This is a genomic window from Agrococcus casei LMG 22410 (genome assembly GCF_900163565.1).
GTDB lineage: Bacteria > Actinomycetota > Actinomycetes > Actinomycetales > Microbacteriaceae > Agrococcus > Agrococcus casei.
Map to the genome: position 1 here is coordinate 132,964 of NZ_FUHU01000003.1, position 26,260 is coordinate 159,223.

Below are 26,260 nucleotides of genomic sequence, written 5' to 3' on the forward strand. Positions count from 1 at the left end.
TCATGCCAGGCGGCGGATGCGCAAGTCAGTACTGCTGCGGCGGGTACTGCTGTGGGTACTGACCTTGGTACTGCGGCGGGTACTGCGGGTGCTGTTGCGGAACGGCGCCGGGGCCGTACTTCAGGGCCTCAGGGCTCGTGGGCATGATGCACATGATGGTGGGGATGATCGAGAGTCCGACCAGGCTGAGCAGGGCGAGAGCGCCCGAGAAGCCGGCGTCGTGCAGCCTGCGCCACATGATCGCGTATGACGGCAGTGTGAGTGCGAGCGAGACGAGGATGAGGGGGATCGCCCAGGCGAGCATGCCGAGCAGCATCTGCAGTGCCATATCGGGCGACATCTGGCTTGCGTAGGCCATCTGGAACGAGAAGCTGAATGCCACGACGGTGGCGCCGATCACATAGATCAGAATCGGAATCAGCAGGATGATCTGCATCCACAGGTATGACCACCAGTACTCCGCGCGGCTGGCGCGACCGTCGAACTTGACGTAGCCCGCGAGGAATCGCTTGAGCGACTTGCCGAACCCGACGCCAAAGTAGGGCTCGCCGACGGGTGGCTCGCCTGCAGACTGTGTGCCGTAGGGCTGTGCTGATGCGGGGTACTGGTCGTAAGTCACGTCGCCATTGTTCACGTCGTCGCTGAGTGTTGCTTGGGCGTTAGTCGAGCAAGTGCGCTCTTGCCAGCAGCATCGGAAACACGATGTCGCGATTCAGCGGCGCTTCTCGCGCATCCGAGATGCCGTCTCGGGGCAGCACCCACCGCACCTCGACGATCTCGGCGCTTGCGACCGGCTCGATCGCAGCGGCGACAGAGGCGGATGCACGAAACACGTCGGCGTGCACGGTGAAGCCGGCCTCGTTGGCGGCAGGGGCGTCGAACTCGCCGAATGGCTCGATGTCGATTGGCTTGAGCTCGATGCCGAGCTCTTCGAGCACCTCGCGCCTAGCGCAGTCGGCGGCGCCCTCACCGGATTCAGGCTTGCCTCCTGGCAGCATGAACATCTCGGTGCCGCGCTTGCGGACGGTCAGCACTCGCGCATCCGCTCGTTGGAACAGCACTGCAGACACGGTGATCACTGGCACGCGAGAAGTGTACCGGCGGGTGAATGCGCATTGTTGCGCGCGGTGGCATCATGGCGACATGGCTACTTCGCGTGTGTTCCTCGACGATGACCGCTTTCGCATCACGGAGTGGACGATTGAGCCCGGTGATGCGATTGAGATGCACGAGCACGAGTACGATTATGCGGTCGTAGGCGTCGAGCGCTCGGTCATGTGGGCCGTGTTGCCCGACGGCTCAGAGCTCGAGGTGCAGGTAGAGCCCGGCGTTGCCTACACGCGTCAGGCGGGCGCTGCGCACCAGATGGAGAACCGCGGGGATGTGCGGGTCGTCTTCACAGAGGTCGAAGCGAAGGCCTACGCCAAGTAGGTCTGAACTCCTTTTGGAGTTGACTTGGCCCTCAGCCAGCTCGGTAGCGGCACTCGCCACCTACCCACGTCGACTCGACCTGAATCTGGCCGATCTCGCTCGCGGGCACCGCAGTCGGGTCGTCGCTGAGCACCACGAAGTCGGCGTACTTGCGTGCCTCGAGCGATCCCTTGATCGACTCGGCCCGTGATGCGTATGCCGAGTCGACGGTGTACGACTTCAATGCCTCTTCGGCTGTGACTGCCTCATGCAGGTTGAACTCGGCACCCGATGCGGTGCGGCGCTCGACCATGGCCTGCATCGCCAGTAGCGGTGCGCCGTTGACGACAGGTCTGTCTGAGCCGCCGGGCACCACGAGGCCGCCGTCGAGCAGCGAGCGGTGGCGGTAGGTCCACGGCAGGCGATCGGCCCCCATGACACTCGCGACGCTGTCGCCGATCTCGTTCACGAAGCGTCCCTGGATCGACGGGATGACCCCGAGGTCGATGAAGCGCTGCAGCTGGTCGTCTCTGACGACGGACGCGTGCTCGATGCGGTGCCGCGCATCCGTTCTGGGCATTGACTGCTGCGCGGTGTCGAGCAGATCGAGCGCCAGGTCGATGGCGACGTCGCCGATCGCATGCACCGCAAGCTGCCAGCCGGCTCGGTGCGCATCGGTCGTGATCGACTCGAGCTGCTCGCGGTCGAACAGCAGCATGCCGGCGCGGTCGTGGCCGCAGAAGTTCTCGCTCATCGCGGCGGTGCGGCTCGTCAGGGCGCCGTCGGTGAAGACCTTGAGCGGGCCGAGCGTGAGCATGCCGCTGCCGAAGCCGGTGCGAAGCCCGAGGTCGAGCCCGCTGCCGTAGCCGTCGGCGTCTGCGACAGGGAGGTCGTGGAAGTTCTCCATCGTCGGCATGACTTCGGTGCGCACGCGGATGCGACCTTCGGCGTGGCCCCTCATATACGCCGACAGCTCGCCGGCGGTGCTGCCGACGATCGGCGAGCGGCCGATGCCGGCTTCTGAAGCGCTCGTGATCCCTTCGCGCAGAAACTGCTGCGTCGCGAGCTCGAGGCATTCGACCAGCTCGTCTTCGGCGACCGGCTGGCGCAGGGCCCTGAACGCAGTCATCGCCTGCTCGGCGACCAGACCCGTGGGGGATCCGTCGGGGTGGCGTCTGATCTCGCCGCCATCAGGAACCGGATACGACGCATCCATCGCGCCGAGCTCGGCGAACACTGCCGACGAAGCGGTCAGCATGTGCCGTGTGCGGTGGATGATCATGACCTTCTTGCCGCCGGATGCGCGGTCCAGCGCCTCGCGGTCGGGGTGGTCTCCGAGGCTGGTCTGGTCGTATGAGGCGCCGGTGATCCACTCTTCGTCGGGGTGTTCGGCTGCGAAGCGTGCGACCGCGTCGTACAGCTCGTCGAGGCTGCGCATGGGGCCGGCGTCGATCTCGCGCAGCTGCTGCCCGAACGCCGACATGTGGCAGTGCACGTCATTGAAGCCGGGCACCACCGTTCGTCCGCCGGCGTTGACGCGTTCGCGGGCTTCGAGCCCCGAGATGTCGCCGTCGAGGCCGACGATCAGGCCGTTCCAGACGCCCATTGCGGATGCGCGGGGCCGGTCGGGGTTCTGCGTGAGGATGTTCGCGTTCTCAACGATGAGATCAAGCTGCATTGCACCAGTGTATGGAGGTCGCTGCAGTGGTCGATGCTCCAACCCGGTGGGTAGACGCGGGAACTTCGCCGTCTCGGCCACCGATGCTGCGCATCCGATCTCCCTCTGGAGGGGTCAGTCGCGAACTCGCCTCTTCAGCGTGCCCACCACACCGGCAGCTGCAACGAGCACTCCCACGACGACGATGACGCCGCCGAAGAACGGGCTTCGAGGAATCTCGACGAAGCCGAGGTCGATGCTCCCCAGGCAGACAGCCAGCCCAGCCAGCGCAACCGCGAGGCCGGCGATGATGTTCTGCCAGGCTCGCGTGTGTCTCTGCTTCGAGGTCTCTCGTCTGATGGCAAACCTCCTGAGTCCGTTCAGCACAAGTCGCCTCTGCACTGTAGCGCCGCCCGGCGTCGCAGGCAGTGCTGCATGCAACGAGAACCACCGTGTTGGCATAAATCCGTCTGGGTTTCGCCGATTCGTATAGCCCACGACCCGGTCAACTTTCATACTCTGGCACCAGGTTCGCAGAGCAGCGTCACAGCCCTGCCGAACGAGACATCGAAGGAAGCAGGAGAGATGACTGAGGCGGCACCGTTCGTGCATCCGTACATTCCCAACTCTGCGCCGGCAACGCGCGAGGCGATGCTGCGGGCAGTCGGGGCATCTTCGACCGAGGAGCTGCTCGAGGCGATTCCCGAGAAGCTGCGTCTGCGTCGCCCGCTCGACGTGCCGGCAGCGTTTCGCTCAGAGTTCGAACTCGATCGGCACCTGCAGCAGGTGCTTGCGAAGAACGAGCCCGCATCCGACGCCCCTTCCTTTCTGGGCTCGGGCTGCTACCCGCACTACGTGCCGGCGATCTGCGACGAGATCAACACTCGCGGCGAGTTCCTGACGGCGTACGCAGGTGAGACGTACGAAGACCACGGCAAGTGGCAGGCGCTCTACGAGTACACGTCGCTCATGGCCGACCTGCTCGAAATGGACGTCGTCAACGTGCCCACCTACGACGGCTACCAGGCGCTCGCGACCAGCTTGCGCATGGCCGTGCGGATCACGGGCCGCCCGCGGGTTGTCATTCCTGACACCATCGAGCGCGGCAAGCGCGAGCGAGTCGAAGGCTTTCTGGAGGGTGTCGCAGAGGTCGTCACGGTGGCGTCGGATGCGCAGACCGGCGCGATCGACGAGGCGGCGCTTGCAGAGGCGGTCGACGAAACGGTCGCAGCAGTGCTGATCGAATCGCCCAACTACCTCGGAGTCGTCGAGGCCGGCGCCGAGCGCATCGCATTCGCCGACGAGGTGCTTGGCCCGCTCGACAGGCACGATCCAGATCGCAAGATGCGCCTCGTCGATGCCCTGCGGCTCTACTTGCGGCTTGCGGGGAGCATGGAAGACGTCTCTGGCCAGCTCGGGATGCACCGCCACACGCTGCGCACGCGATTGGCGCTGATCAGCGAGCTGACCGGACGCAGCCTCGTCGAGCCAGACGACAGGTTCGAGCTGTGGCTGGCGGTCGAGATGCGCGATCTCACCGAAGCCGGGGAGTAGCCAGAGGCAGGCTGCCGCCATCACCAGCGAGCCTGCTCAGGATGCTCGCGGATGATCACCGCTGTCGGTGCCGGCTCGGGTTCGGTTCTTCGTATTCGGCCGTGAGGGTCGACCCATTCGCGCACCCCGGGATCGAGTTGCCTGACTCGCCAGCCGTCGTCGGCACCCAGTCGGTGTTTCAGCGTGTGGTGATGTCGGCAGAGACAAGCCAGATTGTCTGGCGTGGTCTTTCCGCCGTGCTGCCAGTCGTTGGTGTGGTCGACGTCGGCATGCTTCGCGATTCTCGCGCACCCCGGGAACCTGCAGGTTCTGTCGCGGTGCACGATGAACCTGCGCAGTGCCGTTGTGGGTGCGTAGGTGTCGGCGGTGATGGCGACGCCGGTGACCGGATGGGTGAACAGCCGCGTCCAGGAGTTCACTGACCCAGCCAGCAGCAGGGCAGTGTCGTCGTCGACCAGTTGCCCGGCGGGGAGTTCGGCGCGGCCGGTCTCTTCGGCGGTGAGCATGGTTGCGGGCATGGTCACGACGACTTCGGCGCGGATGTTGTCGAGCCAACCGCTGTCGCAGGTGCCGGTCAGCAGCACCGCCAAGGCCGTGTCTGACATGAATTGGTGCAGACCTCTGGGGTCGCCCTCGGGCCGGTTCTTGTAGGCCCGGCGCAGTCGGTCGACCACTGCATCCGCCAGCACCGCTGAAGTCGTGATGTTCAGCGTTGCCATGCCGTGTTCGGCCGGCGTCACCCACACTGCTCGCTCTTTGAACGCGTCGGCGTGGTTCTTCTGCATGCTGACGGACTCGTACTTGCGTGCGATGCGCCGTGCGACAGGGGCGAGCTGCTGTGGTGTGCGGCCGTCGGCTTTGGGCAGCGCTTCTGCTTCGAATTCGCCGCGGCTCTCTTCGGTGATGGTCGAGGCGGCGCGTTCGATGGCGATGACGTGGCCCTGGTGGATGCGCCCGTCTTGCCAGGCTTGCATCGTCAGGGGGAGTTCGGTGCAGCGCTGCTGGGCAGTGCCGAGCTGGTTCGAGACGGTGGATTCTGCCCGGTGTGCGTCGACAGCCAGGACGGAGGTGAGGTGCTGCCATTCGTTCTCGAACGCTTGGCCGTCGTCGCGGACGTGCAGCTTGGCGCAGTCGGCGGCGAGGTCGGCTGCCTGTGCTCGCAGCAGCTCACGGTTTGCCAAAAGGCGTTCAATTGCGGCGTCGGTTTCGAGGATCAGACGGCTGGTGCTCTGCTGCTGTGCTGTCTTCAGCAGATACAGCTGCGCATCTTCGTACGATGCGACGCCGACCGGGCCCACATCGAAATGGCCGCGCTCGTCGAAGAAGATGCCGGTGCTGAGCACTTCGGAAGGCGGCACATCGAGCCGTGTTGAGTCGAACATCCGCGCCACCTCCCCCGTACATGCCTGCGTTTGCGTCTTGTCTTCGACACTACGGGGGACCTGTGACATGGCCTTGCGGGGGTGGCAGATGGGGTCTGCGAGCTGAACTCCAAAGGGAGTTCAAATGCCAGCTCAGGCAGGCCAGCAGCTCAGGCCAGCCAGTAGCTCGACCCATCGGCAGCGCGCTCGAGCAGCCCGTTGTCGACCAGGTCGCGCCTCAGCGTCGCCGGGTCGCGCCACAGCGCACCCAGCCGCTCCGTCACGGTCTGCTCGTCGACCTGCTCGCCCGGCTGCAGCGCACGCTCGGCAGCCCACCGCATCACTGCGGTGCGGTCGTCGGGCTTCGCAGGCCACGTCTCGATGCGGCCGTCGCGCACGAACCGATCCATGCCCGTCGCAGCCCGCTTCTTCGTCAGCAGGGGAGAGAATGCATCGGATGCGCGGGCGCGGTCGCCATCGAGCTCAGCGAGTCCGGCGCGCACGAGTGCATCCAGGTGCCGACGCTCTTTCGTGCTGAGCGCATCCGTCTCGATTCCGTCGTCGGCGAGGACGAGACGTGCGAACATCCGTCGCCGTTCGGTGTCTGCGAGCGTGGCAAGCAGCTGGCGAATACGCCCTTCGCGAGCGGCCGCCTCAGGCATTCGTGCGTTCAGACGAGGCGTTCGGCAGCACAGACCCCGCTCGCTGCACAAGGCGCGAGAGGATCAGGGCGCTGCGAGTGCGCTCGACCTGCGGTGTTGCGCGAACCCGCTCGAGCGCTGCCTCGAGCTCGATGGGGTCGCGTGCCCGCAGCACGACGATCGCGTCAGCGTCGCCGGTGACGGTGTATGCCTCGACGACTTCGGGCACCTGCGCCAGAATGCGCTTGAGCTCGGGCGGGGCTACCGTGCCCCGGCAGAAGAGCTCGACATAGGCCTCGGTTGCGAGCCCCTCGACCTTCGGGTCGATCTGCACGGTGAATGCCGTGATGACTCCCTCGGCGACGAGGCGGTCGATGCGGCGCTTCACCGCAGACGCGCTGAGACCCACCTCATCGCCGACATCACCGTAGTTTGCGCGTGAGTTGACACGTAATTGGTCGATAATCGCGTAATCAGTGCGGTCCATGCGCAAGATCCTTGCAAAAATCTGACACGAACGCAACGATCCGGGCGGGAAAGTCGAAACATTTCCCGCCCGGATTCGCGTGGTTCTGGTTAGACGGCCGTATAACCGCCGTCAACCAGGTGGTAGCTGCCGGTCACGAAACTTGCTTCTTCGCTCAGCAGGAACAGCACGAGCTGCGATACCTCTTCTGAGGTGCCGAGTCGGCCGAGGGAGTGCTTGCCCTCAAGTGCCTTCATCGTTGCCTCATCGAGGTGCTTCTCGAGCAGCGGCGTCTTGATGTAGCCGGGGCCCACCGAGTTGATGCGCAGGCCATCAGCGCCGTACTCAGCTGCGGCGTTCTTCGTCAGGCCGACGACTGCGTGCTTCGTTGCGGTGTAGGCGCTGCTCATGGGTGCCGCGACCGAGCCGTGGATCGACGCGATGTTGACGATCGCAGACTCCTTGGCGTGCTTCAGCAGCTCGGGGATCTGTGCCTTCATGCCGTAGAACACGCCGTTGAGGTTGATGTTCACGACGCGCTCCCAGTCGGCGACCTCAACGTCTGCGGTGCGGGCCGGGGCTCCGCCGATGCCTGCGTTGTTCACGGTGAGGTGGAGCCCGCCAAACTCTTCGACTGCCTTTGCGACGGCAGCCTGGGCCTCGTCGGGGCTTGTCGTGTCGTACTTGAAAGCGACCGCGCTTCCGCCGGCCGACTTGATCTCTTCGGTGACGCGCTCAGCTGCGCTGAGGTCGATGTCGGTGACGAGCACCTTCGCGCCGCCTGCGGCGAGATCCTTCGAGACCTGCTCGCCGATACCCGAGCCGCCGCCCGTGACGAGTGCAACCTTGTTTGAGAAGTCCATATTCGTTACCTCCTGTGTAGCTGGTGTGCGTTGCGTATGACACCATCATAGTGATTTTAATTTAAAGTATCTACAGGGTTGCGCTCGCGGCTTAGTTCGCGAGAAGGGTTGACTCTGCGCTTTCTGGCTGGGAGGCCGTTCCTGAGCTGGCTCGAACGCCGCACTCGCGATTCGTGAGGGCGTCGAAGTCTGGCGTGGAAATGCGTGCTGCGGTGCGCCGGTCTCGGTGCTGACTGGTGATCGCGACGAGCAGCAGTGCGGGCCGGCATGCTGCCCGGCAGACGCTGGTGTCAGCGACCGCTGAGCAGTCGCTGCTTGAGCTCTTTGACGCGTGAGTGAATGTCGTCTCGAACGAGCTCCATGCGCTCGCGCCCTTCGATGCCGCGCAGGCTGGTCTCGTCGGTCTCCCACACCTCGACGTGCACGCCGTTGACCTCGGGCACCTGAGCCTCGGTGCCGATCACGACGACGTTGCCTGCCGCTCGCATGTCGTCTTCGGTGAGCAGTGTGGGCTCTTCGGTGGTGATGTCTGCGCCGAGGTCTTGCAGCACCTCTGCTGAGAGGGCGTTGACCGCACTGCCAGGCTTGGTCCCAGCAGAGGTCACCGTCACGCTGTCGCCGACCTCGAGCTTCATGAGGCCGGCCGCCATCTGCGACTTGCCACCGTTCTTGACGCAGACGAACAGCACGGATGGGCGGGTTGAGTCTTGTGCGTTCGAGTTCATGAGTTCACGCCTTCTGAGTCAGTGTTGCTGCCAGTGAATCAAGTGCATTCGGGGCCAAGGAGTAGTACGCCCACACCCCGCGCTTCTCGCGGTTGAGCAGGCCGGCGTCGACCAGGATCTTGAGGTGGTGTGACACCGTCGGCTGGCCGAGGTCGAGCGGCTCGGTCAAGTCGCACACGCAAGTCTCGGCCTCGGCGCTCGACGAGACGATCGACAGGATGCGCAGTCGGTTCGGGTCGGCGAGGGCCTTGAATCGTGTGGCCAGGGCGTTCGCTTCGGCTGGCTCGAGTGCGTTCTGCCCATGCGTGGGCACGCAGCATGCGGCTTCTGCCTCGCATGCTGTATCTGCCAGGGCTCTGCTTGCTGTTGCCGTTGTCATGTGTCTGCTTTCGTCTGCGTCGACTCGCGGTCAAGAGATTGACAGCTGTCGATATATGCAAGCATACTCGAGACATCGATGTTCGTCGATGTATTTATTCCGAGGAGAGCTCGTTGTGACCACAACTGAGGAGCGCGTCGAGACCGACCAGGTCGCCGCGAAGCTGTCGACTCTGGATCGCTATCTGGCGGTTTGGATTCTGGCTGCCATGGCGCTTGGGTTGGGACTCGGCAAACTGATCCCCGGTCTCGGCGCCGCCCTCGACTCCATGCAGGTGGGCGGCATCTCGCTGCCGATCGCCATCGGGCTGCTGGTGATGATGTATCCGGTCCTGGCCAAGGTCCGCTACAACGAGACCGGCGAAGTGCTGCGCGACCGCAAGCTGATGATCACCTCGCTCGTGATCAACTGGGTGCTGGCCCCGGCGTTCATGTTCGCGCTCGCTTGGATATTCCTTCCCGACCTGCCGGAGTACCGCACCGGACTCATCATTGTGGGGCTGGCCCGCTGCATTGCCATGGTGTTCATTTGGAACGACCTGGCCTGTGGTGATCGCGAGGCGGCAGCGGTTCTGGTCGCGATCAACTCGGTCTTCCAGGTCTTCGCCTTCGGCGTGCTCGGCTGGTTCTACTTACAGCTGCTGCCGAGCTGGCTGGGGCTGCCGACCACCAGTGCCGAGTTCTCGTTCTGGACCATAACGCTGTCGGTTGTCGTGTTCCTCGGCATACCGCTGGTTGCCGGGTTCCTCACGCGCACCATCGGCGAGAAGCGCAAGGGCCGCGACTGGTACGAGAGCAAGTTCCTGCCGAACATTGGCCCGTGGGCGCTCTACGGTTTGCTGTTCACCATTGTGCTGCTGTTCGCGCTGCAGGGCGACAACATCATCGCGAAACCGTTGGGCGTCATCCGCATTGCGATTCCGCTGCTCATCTACTTCGTCGTCGTGTTCGGTGCCTCGATGCTGATCGGCCGAGCGCTGCGCATGAACTATGCCCGCACCACCACGCTGGCATTCACGGCAGCGAGCAACAACTTCGAGCTTGCGATTGCAGTGGCGATCGCGACGTTCGGTGTCGCCAGCGGACAAGCGCTGGCGGGTGTGGTCGGCCCCCTCATCGAGGTTCCGCTGCTCATTGCACTCGTCTATGTCGCTCTTTGGGCACGCAAGTTCTTCACACCAGCCACCAATCAGAAGGTCACCGAATGAATGCAGTCACCAAGCCATCCGTCCTATTCGTCTGTGTGCACAACGCGGGCCGCTCTCAGATGGCAGCGGCGTTCCTGTCAACGCTCGCTGCCGGCGAGATCGAAGTCCGATCAGCGGGCTCAGCGCCTGCCGACTCAGTCAACCCGGCTGCTGTCGCTGCCATGCAGGAGATCGGCATCGACATGTCGGCCGAGACCCCCAAGATTCTGACAACCGATGCCGTCAAGGAGTCAGACGTCGTCATCACCATGGGCTGCGGCGATGCCTGCCCCATCTACCCCGGCAAACGATACGAAGACTGGCCTCTTGACGACCCAGCAGGTGAAGGCGTTGAAGGCGTGCGCCCCATTCGCGACGAGATCCGCACGCGCATTGAGGCGCTGATCGCCGACCTGCTGCCCGCCGACAAATGATCAACCCTGAGGAGGGCCAGAGGAATGCATGAAACTCACCCCGTCGTCGTCATCGGCGCAGGACCAATCGGTCTGGCCGCCGCCGCACATCTGATCGAGCGCGGCCAGGAGGTGCGTGTGCTCGAATCAGGAGCGAGTGCTGGTTCAGCGATCTCGGCGTGGGGTCACATCAAGCTCTTCTCCACCTGGCGATACAACATCGACGCAGCATCGCGCAGGCTGCTTGAGACTCCCAGCGGCAGCTATGCGGGCGACTGGGAAGCTCCGCGTGAGACTCGCCTGCCGACCGGCGCCGACATGGTGAGCGATTATCTGCACCCGCTTGCCGCGCATCCGACCATGGCACCGCTCATCAGCTACGGCCATCGCGTCACACAGGTCACCCGCGTCACCGCGGACGGGAGCGGTGTCGACAAGACCCGTTCTGCGAACCGTGATGACGCACTGTTTCTCATTCGTGCCGAAACCGAGAACGGCCTCGTTGACATTGAGGCACGCGCCGTGATCGATGCCTCCGGCACGTGGGACGCTCCAAACCCGGTCGGACGCTCGGGCATCGACGCCATCGGTGAGCCGGAAGCCCGGGCTGTCGGCTTCATCACTTCGCCGCTCCCTGACCCGCTGGGCACCGACCAGGACGCGCTTGCTGGCAAAACCGTGCTCGTCATGGGTGCGGGGCACTCGGCCGCCAACATGCTTCTCAGCCTCGGGCGCTTGCGACAGCAGAATCCGCAGACGACGATTCTCTGGGGACTGCGCGGCAAGGCAAACCCGATCCGCCTCTACGGAGGCCAGGCGGCGGACGAGTTGCCTGCGCGAGGGCAGCTCGGTACACGCCTGCGCGCTCTCGTCGACAACGGTGAGATTGAGATCGTCGAGAACATGTCGGTCACGAGGATGCAGGCTGGCGAACGGTTGACCGTTGTGCTCGCTGACGGGCGCAGGTTCGATGTCGACAGGCTGATTCCAGCGACGGGCTTTCGCCCGGATCTGGGGATGCACGCTGAGCTGCGTCTCGACATCGACAGCATCGTCGAAGCGCCGACGGCTCTCGGGCCGCTCATCGACCCGGAGTTTCACAGCTGTGGCACCGTGACAGCGCACGGTGAACGAACCCTGGCTCATCCCGAGAAGAACTTCTACATTGTGGGCATGAAGAGCTACGGCCGTGCGCCGACTTTTCTGATGGCGACCGGATACGAGCAGGTGCGCTCGATCGCCGCAGCGCTGTCGGGTGACCGAACGGCAGCCGATCAGCTCGAGTTGATTCTGCCTGAGACCGGCGTCTGCACCACCGACCTCGGGGGCTCGTGCGATGCGCCTCCGACCGAACCGGCATCCTGTGGCACGCCCGAGCCTGCGGCGGCTTCCTGCTGCGCGGCTCCCCAGCCTGTGACGATCGGCTTCGCCACCGGAACTCAGCACGGACACACCTCATTGACTGCAGGGCACCAGAGACAGGAATGAAGCCATGATTGACACCACGCCCAAAGACACGAGTGTTCTGCAGCGAACTGCAGAGCAGCTGACCGAACGCTACGAGGGTGTGTTTACCCCCGAGATGGTTGAGCGATACGTCTTCGAGTCGTACGCAGCCCTGGGGCGAACAGCGAAGGTCAGAACGTATCTGGCAACCACGGCCGGCCACTTCGCTGACAGTCGGCTGCGTGCGCTTGCGCAGTCGATGGGGCGCATCGAGCACGACCGGCCGCAGGTGCTGTTCGTCTGCGTGCAGAACGCGGGCCGCTCACAGCTTGCGGCAGCGCTGCTGTCGAAACTGGCGGGCGACCAGGTCGAGATCCGGTCGGCTGGCTCGCTTCCGGCGAACGACCTGCACCCCGAGACAAAGCAGCTGCTTGACAGCATCGGTGTTGACGCCGACGCATACCCGAAGCCGCTCACCGACGATGTCGTGCGCGCCGCTGACTACGTGATCACCATGGGCTGCGGTGACACCTGCCCCATCTATCCGGGCAAGACCTACCTTGACTGGGATGTCGAAGACCCCGAGGGCAAAACGGCCGCTGAGCTCGATCGCGTCATGTCGGTGCTTGATGCGAAGGTGACGCGACTCTGGAACGAGATCAGCGCACCTGCCTGAAGCGGTGCCGTCGTTCTGCGATGATTGAGAGTGGTCAACAAGCGGTTCGAATAGGTGGGCATGGAAGTTCTGGCAGTACTTGCCATCGTCGTGGGCACGCTGTCGCAGCGCATCACAGGCATGGGATCGGCGCTCATCATCGGCCCGTTTCTCGTGTTGCTGTTCGGGCCGGTCGACGGCGTGATCGTCACGGTCGCCGCCTGCACGCTGATCGCACTGCTCGTGCTCTTCGGCACCTGGCGTGACATCTCGTGGCGGGTCGTGACGACCTTCACGATCTCTGCACTGCCGGGACTCGCTGCGGGAGCCTGGGTCGCATCCGTCGCTCCGAACGCGCAGCTGCAGATCGCGATCGGCCTCATGATCATCGCCGCACTCGGGACCTCGCTGATGCTCGAGCGACGCTCTGTCCTGCTGAAGCCGACGCTTCCGCTGGGCGCTTCGGCCGGATTCGTGAGCGGCGCCATGAACGCGATCGCCGGGGTCGGAGGCCCGGCGGTCAGCGCCTACGCAATTCTGACGCGGATGCCCCATACGGTCTTCGTAGCCGTGCTGCAGCCGTACTTCCTGGTGATCGGCCTGGGGACGCTCGTGGCGAAGCTCGCCTTCAGTGGCGGAGTGTGGCCGCAGATCTCGCCGTGGCTCTGGCTTGTGATCCTGGTGGCCGTGATCGCCGGCCACTTCGGCGGCACGGCGCTCGCGAAGCGTGTGCCGGTGCCGGTGGCGCGAGGTGTCATGATCGTGCTGGCGCTCGCGGGCGGCCTTGCCGCCCTGGTCTCGGGGATCGCGCTCTTGGTGCAGTGACGCGGCCGCAACGGTCACGAAAAGCCGGGATGTTGCGAGAAGCCGCAGAATGCGCGGTTGTTGGTGCACGGATGGCCGAATTGCGGCATTTGGTGACGCCCAGACCCAGCAGCGCCGCCGCGTAGGCTGACACAATGCCTCTCGGTCGCGGATTCGGCGTGCTCTGGAGCGCGAACGCCTTGTCGAACCTGGCCGACGGCATCGCGTTCGTCTCGATGCCACTGCTGGCGGCGATGATGACTGACGACCCGCGCCTGGTCGCCGGTCTCGCCACCATGTACGCGCTCATCCGCCTGCTCGTCGCCCTGCCGATCGGCGTCTGGGTCGACCGCTTCGACCGCCGCACTCTGCTCGTCACCGCGAACCTGCTGCGAGGCGGTGCTCTGCTGGTGCTGGCTGCGACCATCCAGCTCGGGGCACCGTCGCTTGTGGCTCTCTACGCGACGATGGCCGTGGTCGGAACGCTCGAGAGCATGGCCGACAATGCGGCTGTTGCGATACTTCCGTCGCTGGTTCGCAAAGAACAGCTCGACACCGCGAACAGCAGGGTCGCTGCCGTCCAGCTCGTGGTCGACGAATTCGCCGGGCCACCGCTCGGCGGCCTGCTGTTCGCGCTTGCGGCTGCCGCACCCGTCTTTGCGATGGGCGGACTCTGGGCTGTGGCCGGCCTCATCGCCCTCGCTCTGCCGATCCGGCGCTCGCGACCGACAACCGCATCCGTTCGCACTTCGGTCTACAAGGAGGCTCGCGAGGGGATCATCTGGCTCGCACGTCACAGGGTCGTCGGCGCCCTCGCGATCATCGGCGCGCTCGCGAGCGTCGGCTACATGCTGCCGTTCTCGATTCTGGTGCTGTTCGCGAGCGACAACCTCGGGCTCGACGGCACCGGCTACGGACTGCTGCTCGCATTCTCGGCACTCGGCGGTCTGCTCGGTTCGTTCCTGGCGCCGCGGCTGCGCTCGGTGCTTGGTTACCGCTGGGCGATCGTTGCCAGCCTCGCGCTCGGTGCCGCCACACTCATCGGGCTCGCCTTCACCGAGAACGCCATCATCGCGGGCGTGCTGCTGGCGCTGTACATTCTGCATGCCGTGGTCTGGAACATCTGCTCGCTGTCGTTGCGGCAGCGCTTGGTTCCCGACGGTCTGCTGGGACGCGTCGGCGGAGCCGCGCGCGTGCTCGGGCTGCTTGGGCTTGCACTCGGATCAGCCCTCGGCGGCATCTTGGGGGTGGCAGACCTTGCCACTCCGGTGCTTGTCGGTGGTGTCGTGTTCGCGGTCTGCTGTGCCGTCGCTGCGGTCACGCTGCGGGGCGACCTCGAGGGCACGCAGGTCGCGTAGTCTCGCCCAGCTTGGCACGCGCTGCGCCGCCGAGACCGCGACGAGCGCAATCGCAAAGCCGAGCAGCTGCACAGACGTCAGGGTCTCGCCCAGCACCAGCCAGCCCAGGATTGCCGCTACCAGAGGTGAGATCAGCGGCAGAAACGAGACAGCACCGGCTGGCAGTCGCCCGACCCCGTGAAACCACACCACGTAGGCCGCGAGTCCGCCGATCAGCGAGAGCCACGCGAAGCCGCCAAGAGCCGCAGCGTCGAGCGCCGGGGGAGCGCCTTCTATGACGAGCGCGAGCGGAATCCCGAACAGGCCACCCGCTGTCAGCAGCCAGGCACCATAGGCAAGTGGCCCGACCGGCCTGCCCCATCGCTTTGACAGCACGGTGCCCGCGGCCATCGATACGGTGCCGAAGACGCCCGCGACTATGCCCGGAACGCTGAGCGCCGCATCCGGCCCCAGCACCATCAGCGCCACCCCGACAACCGCCACGGTGCCCCAGACGAGCCGCCACGCTGTCGGCTTCTCGCGCAGCAGGGGCAGCGCGAGTGCTGCGACGAACAGCGGCTGGGTCGCACCGAACACTGCGGCGACGCCGCCGGGCAAGAGGTAGGCGGCCACGAATAACAGTGGAAAGAACGCGCCGATGTTCAGAACTCCGAGGATGCCGGCCTTCCACCACCAGCTGCCGCGTGGAAGCTGGCGAGCCAGCGCGAGCGCGATCAGCCCCGCGGGCAGTGCCCGCAGCACGCCTGACCAGAGCGCCGAGTCTTCCGGCAAGGCAACGGTCGTGACGATGTAAGTGCTTCCCCATACGACCGGAGCGCTCGCGGTTGCGAGCATCACGCCCACAGTGCCTCGCGTCATTCTTCACTCCTGAATCTTTCACCTATAAAAGGTGAGTTGATTGCGAGCGTAGTACGCTGGTTGTTCACTGTCAAACTGTTTACCCATGAAAGGTCACTCGTGGATCGAGTCAGCGACTTCCTGAACCAGTGGCATCGCGAACGCCCTGACCTCGACGTGTCGCCGATGGGCATTCACGGACGCATCAAACGTGCAGCAGAGATCCTTGAGCGAGGGCAGCGGGATCATTTCGCAGAGCAGGGGCTCAAGCACTCCGAGTTCGATGTGCTGGCCACGCTTCGTCGATCGGGTGCACCGTTTCAGCTGACACCGAAAGACCTCGTGGCCGCGACCATGTCGAGCGGCGCAACCGTGACGAATCGGCTCAGCGAACTCGAGTCGCGCGGCCTGCTGACGCGGCACACCGACCCGACCAACCGTCGTGAGGTCATCGTCACCCTCACCGACGAGGGTCGAGCGACGGTCGATGAAGTCGTCGTCGGCCATCTCGCAACTGAAGAGCGGCAGCTCGACGGGCTCACCGCCTCCGATCGCGAGCGCCTGGCCGCACTGTTGCAGAAGCTGCTGGCCGCCAACGGCGACACCGCAGCACGCAACAACGAGTGACGAGACGCGCGACCCCGCCCGCGCATCCATCGCCAAAACTGTAAATCGCGGCGACTCGTGACCGGTGTTCCGTAGACTGCGGCAGGTGCACCCACACGCAGGTGCCCGCAACAGCACACGTACGCAACGAAGCAGAGAGCGCGACATGGCAACCATCTACGACGTGGCCACGCAGGCCGGTGTCTCGCCTGCCACCGTGTCGCGTGTGCTGAGCGGCAAGACCGTCAATGCCGTGCTCACGAAGAAGGTGCGCGCGGCCGCCAAGGCACTCGGATACCGCGCCAACCGCACCGCCCAGTCGCTGCGCCGCCAGCACTCGAAGCTGATCGGGCTGATCATCCCCGACATCGAGAACTCGTACTTCACCGCGATCGCGCGCGGCGTCGAAGACGCGCTCGAGCCAGCTGGCTACTCGGTCGTGCTCTGCAACTCTGACAGCGATCTCCAAAAGGAGTCCAGATACGTCGATGTCGCGGTCTCTGAGGCGATGGCAGGCATCATCATCGCGCCGGCGAACGCCAAGACCGACCTCTCGCCGCTTCTGGACCGCGGCCGGGCGGTTGTCGTGATCGACCGTGACCCGCTCACGGTCGAGACCGACGTGGTGGTGCTCGCCGACCGCGCATCCGCATCCGAACTCACGAACGCCCTCTTCGAACTCGGCCACGAGCGCATCGCCTGCGTCACCGGCCCCGCCGATGTCGAGACGTCGGTGCAGCGAGTCGAGGGGTGGCGCGACGCACACCGGATGCGCGGCATCGACCCAGCAGAAGACCTGCTGGTGTTCAGCGACTTCAAGGTCGCCGGCGGCCAGACCACGATGCAGCGCCTGCTCGACCTGCCGAATCCGCCAGACGCGGTCTTCAGCGCGAACAACCTCATGGGCGCGGGCATGATCGAGACGCTCGAGCAACGCCGCCAGCAGGTCGGGCTCGCGGTGTTCGGGCCGCTGCCTGCCGGGGCTGCTGTGCCGCGCAGCTGTGTCATCTCAGGCACCCCAGGACGCGAGATGGGGCGCCTGGCCGCCGAACGGCTGCTCGCTCGCATCGTCGACGCGTCGACCCCCATGCACCGCGACGTGCTCGAAGCGCCGATTCTGCCCGACACGCGCTCGCGACCCCTTGCATGAGAAATCGATTTCTGACAACCTGAACCTCAATAGGGAGGTTCCATGCTCAAGGGCGAGTCAGCGGCAGGCACAGCCACAATCGGCGTCGACGTCGGCACATCGAGCACCAAGGGCGTGCTCGTCACAACCGCCGGCGAAGTCATTGCAAGCGCAGTGCGCGAGCACTCGGTCGAGAACCCCCGCATCGGGCACTTCGAGCAGGATGCGCGCATCTGGTGGAGCGAGTTCGTCTCGATCGCGAGCGAGCTGGCAGCGGCTGCGACCGAGAAGAGCGTGAGCATTGCCGCGGTCGGCGTGAGCGGCATGGGCCCCTGTGTGCTGCTGGCCGACGATGTCGGTGCTCCTGTTCGCCCGGCGATTCTCTACGGCGTCGACAGCCGTGCCGGCGACCAGATCGACGAGCTGAACGGTGACCTCGGCGAAGCGGCCATCATGACCGTCGGTGCAACGCCACTCACGTCGCAGGCGGCGGGCCCGAAGATTCTCTGGGTCGCTCAGAACGAGCCCGAAGCTTACGCACGGGCCACGCGGTTTCTCATGCCCGCCTCGTACCTGGCGCTCAAGCTCACGGGCGAGTACGTGCTCGACCACCACTCGGCCAGTCAGTCGTGGCCGCTCTACGACATCGAAAAGCAGACCTGGCACGACGACAACTGGCAGCGCATTGCCGCAGGGCTCGACCAGCCACGCCTGCAGCTGCCCGCAGAACAGGCTGGCGTGATCACAGCCGAGGCCGCCGCTGAGACCGGCCTCGCCGAGGGCACCCCGGTCATCACCGGCACCATCGATGCGTGGGACGAAGCCGTCAGCGCGGGCGCCACAGGTCCGGGTGACCTCATGCTGATGTACGGCACGACGATGTTTCTCATCACGACCGCCGACCACCGCGTCGAGGCTCCGGGCATGTGGACGACTCGTGGAGTCGAAGCAGACACGTACTCTCTTGCAGGCGGTATGGCCACCAGCGGAGCGATCACCAACTGGCTGCGCGATCTCACCGGTATCAGCGACTTCGCCGAACTCACAGACCAGGCACGCGAGAGCGGCCTCGGCGCACGAGGGCTGCTGATGCTGCCGTACTTCGCCGGGGAGCGCACGCCTGTGCAGGATCCGGATGCGCGGGGCGTCATCGTCGGCCTCACGCTCAGCACCACGGCGGGCGACCTGTACCGTGCGGCACTCGAGGCGACCGCCTTCGGAGTGCGACACAACGTCGAGACGATGCGCGCATCCGGCGCACCGATCGACCGCGTTGTCGCTGTCGGCGGCGGCACGACCGGCGGTCTCTGGACGCAGATCGTCTCAGATGTCACGGGCCTCGAGCAGGTCGTCGGCACGGTCACGCTCGGCGCCAGCTTCGGAGCCGCTTTCCTTGCGGCCGGCCTCGTCGCCGACGCCGGCGCAGCCCCCGACATCGCCGACTGGAACCCCGCTCAGACCATCGTGCGTCCGAACCCCGAGGCGCACGAGCAGTACAGCGAGCTGTTCGAGCAGTACCTCGCCCTGTACCCCGCAACCAAGACCACCATGCACATGCTCGCCGAACGGGCATCCGCGTCAGAAGAAGGAGCGAAAGCGTGACGAACTACGCATTCCCGAAGGCCTACGAAGAGCCGCAGGCCACTGAGAACACCATCTACACGGTCGCTTCGGGCGACCTGCGACTGTCGGCGAACGAAGCGGGCTGGGAGACCCAGCGCGCCTTCGAAGAGCGCGTCGGCGAGGTGCTCACCGAGCGCGGCTGGAGCGTGCAGCGTGCACACGAGGTCGACCCGGCGACGGGCCACGGCTTCATTGACACGCAGCGCAAGGGCATCGAGGTCTTCAAGCGCATTCCGAAGGATGCGCCGATTGTCATCGTCGACGCCGTATGGCAGTACAGCCACCATGTCGTCGCGGGCCTTCGCAAGCACCGTGGCCCGGTGCTCGCTGTCGCCAACTGGGCTGGCGGATTCCCTGGCCTCGTAGGCCTGCTCAACATGACCGCGAGCCTCACCAAGGCGAACATTGACCACTCGATCCTCTGGAGCAAGGACTTCTCCGACGACTGGGCCCTCGGCAAGGTCGACGAGTGGCTGAAGACCGGCACGATCGTGCATGACACCTCGCATGTGCGCGACCTGCCCGAGCTCGGCGACAGCGAAGAGGCCAAGCTCGGCCGCGCGATCGCTCAGCAGCTCTCTGACGAGCAGGCGCTCATCGGCATCTTCGACGAAGGCTGCATGGGCATGTACAACGCCATCATCGACGACGAGATGCTGAACCCCACCGGCATCTACAAGGAGCGCCTCTCGCAGAGCGCGCTGCTGGCCGAGATGGCAAAGGTTGCCGAAGACGAGCGCGAATCTGCGCTGCAGTGGCTCGAGGAGCGTGGCATGACGTTCCACTGGGGAGACAACCCGGCTGAGGATCTCACTCGCGACCAGGTGCTCGAACAGATGGCGATGTACATCGCCGCGCTGCGCATCGCCGACGACTACGGCCTTGACGCGGTGGGCATCCAGTACCAGCAGGGGCTCAAGGACCAGTGCGCAGCATCCGACCTCGCGGAGGGGCTGCTCAACAACGTAGAGCGTCCTGCGGTGTTCTCGCGCGACGGCAGTCGTGAACTATTCGCCGGTGAGGCGATGCCGCACTTCAACGAGGTCGACGAAGGGGTCGCGGTCGATGCGCTCGTCACCAACCGCGTGTGGAAGGCGATGGGCCTCGACCCCGCCAACACGCTGCACGACATCCGCTGGGGCGAGGAGTACGACGGCGACTTCGTCTGGGTCTTCGAGATCTCGGGTGCGGTGCCGGCCAGCCACAACGGCGGCTACGACAAGTCGTACTCGATGCGTCAGGTGCCGTGGTTCTTCCCGCACGGCGGCGGCACCCTCGCGGGCGTCTCGAAGCCGGGCGAGATCGTGTTCTCGCGTGTGTTCATCATGAACGATGAGCTGCACGCAGACATCGGCCGCGCGCACGTCGTCGAGCTTCCCGAGGAGGAGACGCAGCGTCGCCTCAACGAGACAGACAAGCAGTGGCCGATAATGCACGCCGTTCTGCACGGCATCACGCGCGATCAGATGATGGCTCGCCACAAGGCGAACCACCTGCAGGTCGCATATGCCGACGATGCAGACTCCGCCGACCGCGCACTCGCCGCAAAGGCCGCCGCGTTCGCCGGAATGGGCATCCGCGTGCACCTCGTCGGAGACGTCGCCCTCTAGCGCGAACAGTCCAAGGCATCGGAGGTGTCGGCGGTGCCGATCAAGCGCAGTTCTTCTGTTCCCCTGCAGGATCACGGTCTTGCAGGGGACAGGGGGATGCGCGACAACCGCGGAATCGCAAACAGTTGCGCGGTTGTTACCGAGAGAAGACCATCGAGGGGCAATCATTAGATACATTAGGTGACAAGTTGCGCGATCGAGTGATTGTGCTGTCTAATGGTCGGATGTTTACACCCCAATTCTCAATGAAGAGGTAGCAGTGACGAAGCCACTCCTAGAGCTCACAGGAATCAGCAAGAGCTTTCCGGGCGTCAAGGCGTTGCAGGGTGTCGAATTCACACTCAACCGCGGCGAGGTCCTCGTGCTCGTCGGCGAGAACGGCGCCGGCAAGTCGACGCTGATGAAGATCCTGTCGGGCATCTACCAGCGCGACGAGGGCACGATCCTGGTCGACGGCGAGCAGGTCGAGATCCCGGGGCCGTCTGCGGCGCAGGCGCTCGGCATCAGCATCATCCACCAGGAGATGAACCTCATGCCCGACCTCACGGTCGCGCAGAACATCTTCATCGGCCGCGAGCCGAGCGTGGCGGGCATCATCAGAGAGGGCGCCCTCAACAAGCAGGCGAGCGAGCTGCTGACGAGCCTCGGCATCAACATCAGCGCCAAGACCCGCGTCGGCGACCTCACGGTCGCTGGCCAGCAGATGGTCGAGATCGCCAAGGCCCTGTCGTACGACTCGCGCGTGCTCATCATGGACGAGCCCACGAGCGCCCTGACCGACAACGAGGTCGAGACCCTCTTCGAGCTGATCGAGAGCCTTCGCGAGAAGGGCACCGGCATCGTCTACATCTCGCACCGCATGGAAGAGCTGAAGCGCCTCGCCGACCGCGTCGTCGTGCTGCGCGACGGCGAGTACATCGGACAGCTCGACCGCGATCAGATCGATGTGCCGACGATCATCGAGATGATGGTCGGCCGCCAGATCAACTCTGAGCAGCGGCCCGAGGCGAAAGACTTCTCACAGGCCGAGACAGTGCTCAAGGTGACGGGCCTGTCGACGAAGGCGCTGCTGCGCGACGTCGGCTTCGAGCTGAAGAAGGGCGAGATTCTCGGGTTCGCGGGCCTCATGGGCGCCGGCCGCACCGAGACTGCTCGTGCCGTCATCGGCGCCGACAGCCGCACATCCGGCGAGATCGAAGTGCATGGCAAGCGCGTGCGCATCAGTCAGCCCGCCGACGCAGTGCGCAGCGGCATCGGCTACCTGTCTGAAGACCGCAAGGGCGTCGGCCTGCTGCTCGACCAGAACGTCTGGCAGAACACAGCGCTGGCCAGCCTCAACGAGTTCAGCGTCGCCGGAATGATGAACGACGCGAAGGCCAAGCAGGTCGCCGAGTCGTACGTCAAAGACCTGCGCACCAAGACCCCGTCGGTCAACCAGCCGGTCAAGCTGCTCTCGGGCGGCAACCAGCAGAAGGTCGTGCTGGCCAAGTGGCTCGTGCGCGACACCGACATCCTGATCGTCGATGAGCCCACACGCGGCATCGACGTCGGAGCCAAAGAGGAGATCTACCGTCTCCTCGAGCGCCTCGCAAGCGAAGGCAAGTCGATCATCGTGATCTCGAGCGAACTGCCTGAGCTGCTGCGCATTGCCGACCGCATCGTCGTCATGGCGAGCGGACGCATTACCGGTGAGCTGACGAACGAAGACGCCAGCCAGAACCGCATCATGGACTACGCGACGAAGATCGCCGAAGAAGGAGAGCTGACGCTATGAGCGAGGCAAAGACGGCTGCCCCGAAGGGGTCGTTGAACTGGAAGAGCTGGATCCAGCAGGGGCTCGCAGTGGGCACCCTTGTGCTGCTGTTCATCTTCTTCTCGATCATGAACCCGAACTTCATGCAGTGGTCGAACATCTCGGGCATCCTGCTCGCGACGGCCGGCATCGGCATCATGGCGCTCGGCACCACGTTCGTCATCGCGACCGGGGGCATTGACCTCTCGATCGGCACGGGCTCGACGCTCGCGGCGGTCATGACCGGAGTCTTCGCCGTGAACATGGGGCTTCCGGCGTGGCTGGGCGTGCTGCTCGGCATCGCTTCCGGTGCTCTGATGGGTTTCATCAACGGCTTCAACGTGGCCTTCCTCAGGATTCCGCCATTCATCGCGACATTGGCGATGATGATGGTGGCGCAGGGTCTAGGGCTTGTGCTCTCGGGTGTCGCCCCCATCTACTTCACCGAGATCTCGTGGTTCAGCGGCATCGCGCTGGGCGAGCTCATCCCGGGCCTGCCCAACGGCGTGCTGATCATGTTCGTGCTGGCGATTCTCGCCTGGGTCGTGCTCTCGCGCACCAAGTTCGGTCGCATTGACCTCGCGATCGGCTCGAACGAAGAGGCAACACGTCTCTCCGGCATCAGCACCAAGCGATGGACCGTGCTGATCTACTCAGTCGCGGGCGTCTTCACTGCCATCGCCGGAATCGTCATGGCTTCGCGCCTCTCGTCGGCACAGCCGCAGATGGGCGTCGGTCTCGAGCTGCAGGCCATTGCCGCTGTGATCATCGGTGGAACGTCGCTCATGGGAGGCCGCGCATCCATCATCGGAACCGTCATCGGTGCCCTCATCATGAGCGTGCTGATCAACGGCCTTCGCATCATGGGCGTGCAGTCAGAGTGGCAGTTTGTCGCGTCGGGCGTCGTCATCGCGATCGCCGTCTGGTTCGACAGCCTCCGCAACAGGGGGTCGAGTACCTAGTCTTCCGCTCAATGTGCCTCGGGCGGATGCCCGCAAGGGTTTGTGAATGAGGCACACGCAACGCCGATCATCGGCATACGACAATGGAGTTCCAATGAAGATGAAGAAGTCGAAAGTGCTTCTCGCTGGCTTGGCAACGGCAGCCCTCGCGCTGACCGGATGCTCGAGCAACGGTGGCGGCGAAGGCGACGGAGAAGGCACGGGCGAGGGTGGAGACATCAGCATCGCGCTCGTCTCGAAGGGCTTCCAGCACCAGTTCTGGCAGTCGGTCAAGCAGGGCGCTGAAGAAGAGGCTGAAGCCCAGGGCGTGAGCATCACGTTCGACGGCCCCGCTGCTGAGACTCAGGTCGACTCGCAGCTGCAGATGCTGCAGACCGCGATCGACAACCGCCCCGACGCGATCGGCTATGCCGCTCTCGACCCGAAGGCGTGCATCCCGCTGTTCGAGCAGGCCAAGGCAGCTGACATACCCGTGGTGCAGTTCGACGCGGCATGCGAGAGCGACTACGGCAACTACCTGGCAGCCACCGACGGCGTCGCAGCAGGCGCTGTGGCGGCCGAGCACATGGCTGAGGCAATCGGCGGAGAAGGCAAGGTCGGCATCGTCGGCCACAGCCAGATCAACTCGACCGGTGTCGAGCGTCGTGACGGCTTCGTCGAGTACCTGGAAGAGAACTTCCCCGACATTGAGATCGTCGACATCCAGTACGGAGACGGCGACCACCTCAAGTCGGCTGACATCGCCAAGGCGATGCTGAGCGCACACCCCGACCTCGCGGGCCTCTACGGCACCAACGAGGGCTCGGCAATCGGCATCGTCAACGCTGCCAACGAGCTCGGACTCGAGCAGGGCAAGGTGGCCATCGTCGGCTTCGACTCGGGCTCAGCCCAGATTGAGGCGATCAAGAACGGCGACATGCTCGGTGCTGTCACGCAGGACCCGAAGTCGATCGGCAAGATCACGGTGCAGAGCGCACTGGCGCTGATCAACGGCGAAGAGGTCGAGGAGTTCACTGACACAGGGTCGTTCTGGTACGACGCTGAGAACATCGACTCCGAAGAGATTCAGGCGATGATCTACGAGTAGACCGTCAACTGACACGCGAAGCGCCCAGCAGGCTCAGTCTGCTGGGCGCTTTCGCTTTTGGTGCTTTAGGTGCTGTGGGTGCTGTGGGGCCAGAAGATCCCCGTTCCCGCCCTCGTCGACGACTCAGTGCGCGGTGGTGAACTGTGTGTGTTCGATGTGCCCGTGTGTCTGTCGGAGCATGCGCTGTAATGCATGGGACTCGAACCCAATCGCCGAGCTCCTCCGGCGTGCCACGAGGCACCGGTACGACGCCCCGATGCCAGGGGCGTTTGCACTCGCCGCCGTCGACTACCGACTTCTGGCCTACTGGGTCATTGCAGCTCCGTCGTCCAGTTGCACTCCTGCAGCCGGGTGTCGAGCTCGCGGTACTCCTTGGCCGCAGCATCCGCCTGCGCTCGCAGTTCGGCGACGGGGTACGCAGCGACATACTTCACCTCTGAGCGGGTGAACCTGTCGTGCCGCGCTGCCGCCGCATCCGCCAACTGTGCGAAGAATGTACGTCGACGGCTCGCGATGTCGCGTGCCGTGATGGCGTCTGAGATCGTGCGGGTCTCGTCAAACGGGGCGGATGCGTTGGTCGCGTTGATGCGCGTGATCAGCTCGCCGAGGCGAGTGTGCAGACGCTCGGCCTCATTGATGAGTGCCCTCGGATCTTCGTCGGGGCTGTCGCCCTCCTGGATGCGCACCGTCTGGGCCGCTCGAGCCTTGAGCTGCTCGAGTCGTGCCTGGATGTCGCTGCGTTCGGCAAGTGCTTCGGCCAGCTTCATGTGACTCCTTTCGCTGAGACCATCATGCACCTGGCAAGCTGGAGACATGCCAGAACTGCACCTGAGCGGCGACGATGCCGCTGACCGACTGCTCTCAGACGACTCGTTCGCGCTGCTGACGGGCATGCTGCTCGACCAGCAGATTGCGATGGAGGTCGCATTTGCGGGTCCTGCCAAGATCGCTGAGCGCGTGGGGTCAGTCGACCCTGATGTGCTCGCGGGGTTCGATGCTGAAAAGCTGAAAGCCGTGTTCGCCGAGAAGCCGGCTGTGCACCGCTATCCGGGGTCGATGGCGGGGCGTGTGCAGCAGCTCGCGCAGGCTGTCGTCGACGAGTGGGATGGGCGGGCTGACGCGATCTGGACGTCAGGTTCGCCAGATGGCCGCGAGGTGCTGCGTCGGCTGAAGGCGCTGCCCGGCTTCGGCGACCAGAAGGCCCGCATCTTCTTGGCGCTGCTGGGCAAGCAGCTCGGATTCGCGGGTGACGGATGGCGCGAGGCTGCGGGTCCGTACGGCGAAGAGGGTGCGCGTCGGTCGGTTGCTGACATCGTCGACCGCGCGTCGCTGCTCGAGGTTCGCGCGACGAAGCAGGCGGCTAAAGCGGCTGCCAAGGCCAAGAAGTAGCTGCTGTCATGGGCTCGCCGTGCACAGAATCACGGCTGAGAGCGTCGCCGTGTGGATTATCCACTCGGCGGTCAGATACGGCCCGGTTTTGAGCGCGCTACTCGTCTGCGCCGGTGCGAACTCGTACAAAATGCGCGGCGAGCATCGCGACGCCGACCGCAAGCGCGAATACGGCGGCAGTAGCAATCGCGGTTGACAGGATCGACCCGATGAGCTGCAGGGTAGGCCCCTGATTCAGAGCCATGAAGAGATGGCGGATTCAGAGAGCCAGCGCAACACCGTGAATAAGCTCGTTCATCTTCTCACG

28 protein-coding genes and 1 pseudogene are annotated in these 26,260 nt (G+C 64.8%); 16 read left to right on the forward strand and 13 right to left on the reverse strand.

All coding sequences use genetic code 11. The features are described from left to right. Positions 1-25 precede the first annotated feature (25 nt). Both CZ674_RS00745 and CZ674_RS00750 read right to left on the reverse strand, forming a co-directional pair. The gene (locus tag CZ674_RS00745) at positions 26-619 is read right to left on the reverse strand and encodes a DUF805 domain-containing protein (protein ID WP_159456848.1); all 594 of its coding nucleotides are present in this window, start codon (positions 617-619) and stop codon (positions 26-28) included. A gap of 40 nt (positions 620-659) precedes the next feature. Continuing rightward, a complete protein-coding gene (locus CZ674_RS00750; protein ID WP_200810019.1) occupies positions 660-1,085 on the reverse strand; it encodes an NUDIX hydrolase in 426 nt (141 codons plus the stop codon). Between the two features lie 58 nt (positions 1,086-1,143). On the opposite strand from CZ674_RS00750, the gene CZ674_RS00755 reads away from it, so the two are divergent. Next, positions 1,144-1,431, forward strand: a complete 288-nt coding sequence (locus CZ674_RS00755) for a cupin domain-containing protein (protein ID WP_086990153.1) — start codon at positions 1,144-1,146, stop codon at positions 1,429-1,431. A 31-nt stretch (positions 1,432-1,462) separates the two neighbouring features. Here CZ674_RS00755 and CZ674_RS00760 read toward each other — a convergent pair whose 3' ends face one another. Together CZ674_RS00760 and CZ674_RS00765 are read right to left on the reverse strand one after the other, a co-directional pair. Continuing rightward, on the reverse strand, positions 1,463-3,088 hold the full coding sequence (locus tag CZ674_RS00760) for an amidohydrolase (RefSeq protein ID WP_086990155.1): 1,626 nt from the start codon (positions 3,086-3,088) through the stop codon (positions 1,463-1,465). A gap of 114 nt (positions 3,089-3,202) precedes the next feature. Then, complete coding sequence (locus tag CZ674_RS00765; RefSeq protein ID WP_159456849.1) at positions 3,203-3,469, reverse strand: hypothetical protein; 267 nt, start codon at positions 3,467-3,469, stop codon at positions 3,203-3,205. 183 nt (positions 3,470-3,652) lie between these two features. Between CZ674_RS00765 and CZ674_RS00770 the strand changes: the two genes are divergently transcribed. Further along, positions 3,653-4,621, forward strand: a complete 969-nt coding sequence (locus tag CZ674_RS00770) for a helix-turn-helix domain-containing protein (protein WP_159456850.1) — start codon at positions 3,653-3,655, stop codon at positions 4,619-4,621. A gap of 20 nt (positions 4,622-4,641) precedes the next feature. On the opposite strand, the gene CZ674_RS00775 is transcribed toward CZ674_RS00770, so the two are convergent. The 6 genes from CZ674_RS00775 to CZ674_RS00800 all read right to left on the reverse strand — a co-directional run bounded on the left by CZ674_RS00775 (position 4,642) and on the right by CZ674_RS00800 (position 9,056). Then, positions 4,642-6,003 carry an HNH endonuclease signature motif containing protein gene (locus tag CZ674_RS00775; RefSeq protein WP_159456851.1) on the reverse strand — a complete coding sequence of 454 codons (1,362 nt, stop codon included), beginning with the start codon at positions 6,001-6,003 and terminating at the stop codon, positions 4,642-4,644. 149 nt (positions 6,004-6,152) lie between these two features. Beyond that, positions 6,153-6,644, reverse strand: coding sequence for a DUF2087 domain-containing protein (locus CZ674_RS00780; RefSeq protein WP_086990167.1), 492 nt, complete (start codon positions 6,642-6,644; stop codon positions 6,153-6,155). Further along, positions 6,637-7,110: an Lrp/AsnC family transcriptional regulator gene (locus tag CZ674_RS00785; protein WP_086990171.1), complete on the reverse strand. Its 474-nt coding sequence runs from the start codon at positions 7,108-7,110 to the stop codon at positions 6,637-6,639. The genes CZ674_RS00780 and CZ674_RS00785 overlap by 8 nt, the downstream gene beginning before the upstream one ends. Before the next feature lie 89 nt (positions 7,111-7,199). Next, positions 7,200-7,952 (reverse strand): SDR family NAD(P)-dependent oxidoreductase, encoded by a 753-nt coding sequence (locus CZ674_RS00790; RefSeq protein ID WP_086990174.1) that lies wholly within the window; start codon positions 7,950-7,952, stop codon positions 7,200-7,202. A gap of 290 nt (positions 7,953-8,242) precedes the next feature. Next, positions 8,243-8,677: an arsenate-mycothiol transferase ArsC gene (locus CZ674_RS00795; RefSeq protein WP_086990177.1), complete on the reverse strand. Its 435-nt coding sequence runs from the start codon at positions 8,675-8,677 to the stop codon at positions 8,243-8,245. Positions 8,678-8,681: 4 nt separating this feature from the next. After that, entirely contained in the window at positions 8,682-9,056 is a 375-nt protein-coding gene (locus CZ674_RS00800; RefSeq protein WP_086990180.1) for an ArsR/SmtB family transcription factor, read from the reverse strand. 115 nt (positions 9,057-9,171) lie between these two features. Here CZ674_RS00800 and arsB point away from each other — a divergent pair, with 115 nt between their 5' ends. From arsB to CZ674_RS00830, 6 genes are all read left to right on the forward strand, one after another. Beyond that, positions 9,172-10,263: an ACR3 family arsenite efflux transporter gene (gene arsB / locus CZ674_RS00805; RefSeq protein WP_268802372.1), complete on the forward strand. Its 1,092-nt coding sequence runs from the start codon at positions 9,172-9,174 to the stop codon at positions 10,261-10,263. After that, positions 10,260-10,676 (forward strand): arsenate reductase ArsC, encoded by a 417-nt coding sequence (locus CZ674_RS00810; protein WP_086990186.1) that lies wholly within the window; start codon positions 10,260-10,262, stop codon positions 10,674-10,676. The genes arsB and CZ674_RS00810 overlap by 4 nt, the downstream gene beginning before the upstream one ends. 24 nt (positions 10,677-10,700) lie before the next feature. After that, positions 10,701-12,143 carry an FAD-dependent oxidoreductase gene (locus CZ674_RS00815; RefSeq protein ID WP_086990189.1) on the forward strand — a complete coding sequence of 481 codons (1,443 nt, stop codon included), beginning with the start codon at positions 10,701-10,703 and terminating at the stop codon, positions 12,141-12,143. Between the two features lie 4 nt (positions 12,144-12,147). Continuing rightward, entirely contained in the window at positions 12,148-12,777 is a 630-nt protein-coding gene (locus CZ674_RS00820; protein WP_086990192.1) for an arsenate-mycothiol transferase ArsC, read from the forward strand. Positions 12,778-12,837: 60 nt separating this feature from the next. Further along, a complete protein-coding gene (locus CZ674_RS00825) occupies positions 12,838-13,581 on the forward strand; it encodes a sulfite exporter TauE/SafE family protein (RefSeq protein WP_086990194.1) in 744 nt (247 codons plus the stop codon). 134 nt (positions 13,582-13,715) lie between these two features. Beyond that, positions 13,716-14,918, forward strand: coding sequence for an MFS transporter (locus CZ674_RS00830; protein ID WP_086990197.1), 1,203 nt, complete (start codon positions 13,716-13,718; stop codon positions 14,916-14,918). A gap of 93 nt (positions 14,919-15,011) precedes the next feature. On the opposite strand, the pseudogene CZ674_RS14310 reads toward CZ674_RS00830, so the two are convergent. After that, positions 15,012-15,776, reverse strand: a pseudogene (locus tag CZ674_RS14310) (EamA family transporter); the annotation flags it as partial. Between the two features lie 99 nt (positions 15,777-15,875). Here CZ674_RS14310 and CZ674_RS00840 point away from each other — a divergent pair. The 7 genes from CZ674_RS00840 to CZ674_RS00870 all read left to right on the forward strand — a co-directional run bounded on the left by CZ674_RS00840 (position 15,876) and on the right by CZ674_RS00870 (position 24,564). Then, positions 15,876-16,382 carry a MarR family winged helix-turn-helix transcriptional regulator gene (locus tag CZ674_RS00840; RefSeq protein WP_234988353.1) on the forward strand — a complete coding sequence of 169 codons (507 nt, stop codon included), beginning with the start codon at positions 15,876-15,878 and terminating at the stop codon, positions 16,380-16,382. A gap of 145 nt (positions 16,383-16,527) precedes the next feature. Beyond that, positions 16,528-17,511: a LacI family DNA-binding transcriptional regulator gene (locus tag CZ674_RS00845; protein WP_086990201.1), complete on the forward strand. Its 984-nt coding sequence runs from the start codon at positions 16,528-16,530 to the stop codon at positions 17,509-17,511. Positions 17,512-17,553: 42 nt separating this feature from the next. Next, positions 17,554-19,092, forward strand: a complete 1,539-nt coding sequence (locus CZ674_RS00850; protein WP_086990204.1) for an FGGY-family carbohydrate kinase — start codon at positions 17,554-17,556, stop codon at positions 19,090-19,092. Beyond that, positions 19,089-20,723 carry a fucose isomerase gene (locus CZ674_RS00855; RefSeq protein ID WP_086990207.1) on the forward strand — a complete coding sequence of 545 codons (1,635 nt, stop codon included), beginning with the start codon at positions 19,089-19,091 and terminating at the stop codon, positions 20,721-20,723. Before CZ674_RS00850 ends, CZ674_RS00855 begins: the two co-directional genes overlap by 4 nt. Positions 20,724-20,982: 259 nt before the next feature. Beyond that, on the forward strand, positions 20,983-22,497 hold the full coding sequence (locus CZ674_RS00860) for a sugar ABC transporter ATP-binding protein (protein ID WP_086990210.1): 1,515 nt from the start codon (positions 20,983-20,985) through the stop codon (positions 22,495-22,497). After that, on the forward strand, positions 22,494-23,477 hold the full coding sequence (locus CZ674_RS00865; protein WP_086990213.1) for an ABC transporter permease: 984 nt from the start codon (positions 22,494-22,496) through the stop codon (positions 23,475-23,477). The genes CZ674_RS00860 and CZ674_RS00865 overlap by 4 nt, the downstream gene beginning before the upstream one ends. A gap of 94 nt (positions 23,478-23,571) precedes the next feature. After that, complete coding sequence (locus CZ674_RS00870; protein WP_086990216.1) at positions 23,572-24,564, forward strand: ABC transporter substrate-binding protein; 993 nt, start codon at positions 23,572-23,574, stop codon at positions 24,562-24,564. A gap of 311 nt (positions 24,565-24,875) precedes the next feature. Here the strand turns inward: CZ674_RS00870 and CZ674_RS00875 are convergent, their stop codons facing one another. After that, positions 24,876-25,331 carry a DIP1984 family protein gene (locus CZ674_RS00875; protein ID WP_086990219.1) on the reverse strand — a complete coding sequence of 152 codons (456 nt, stop codon included), beginning with the start codon at positions 25,329-25,331 and terminating at the stop codon, positions 24,876-24,878. 46 nt (positions 25,332-25,377) lie between these two features. On the opposite strand from CZ674_RS00875, the gene CZ674_RS00880 reads away from it, so the two are divergent. Further along, positions 25,378-25,953, forward strand: a complete 576-nt coding sequence (locus CZ674_RS00880; protein WP_086990222.1) for an HhH-GPD-type base excision DNA repair protein — start codon at positions 25,378-25,380, stop codon at positions 25,951-25,953. A gap of 97 nt (positions 25,954-26,050) precedes the next feature. Here the strand turns inward: CZ674_RS00880 and CZ674_RS14075 are convergent, their stop codons facing one another. Then, positions 26,051-26,197: a hypothetical protein gene (locus tag CZ674_RS14075; RefSeq protein WP_159456852.1), complete on the reverse strand. Its 147-nt coding sequence runs from the start codon at positions 26,195-26,197 to the stop codon at positions 26,051-26,053. Positions 26,198-26,260: the final 63 nt, after the last annotated feature.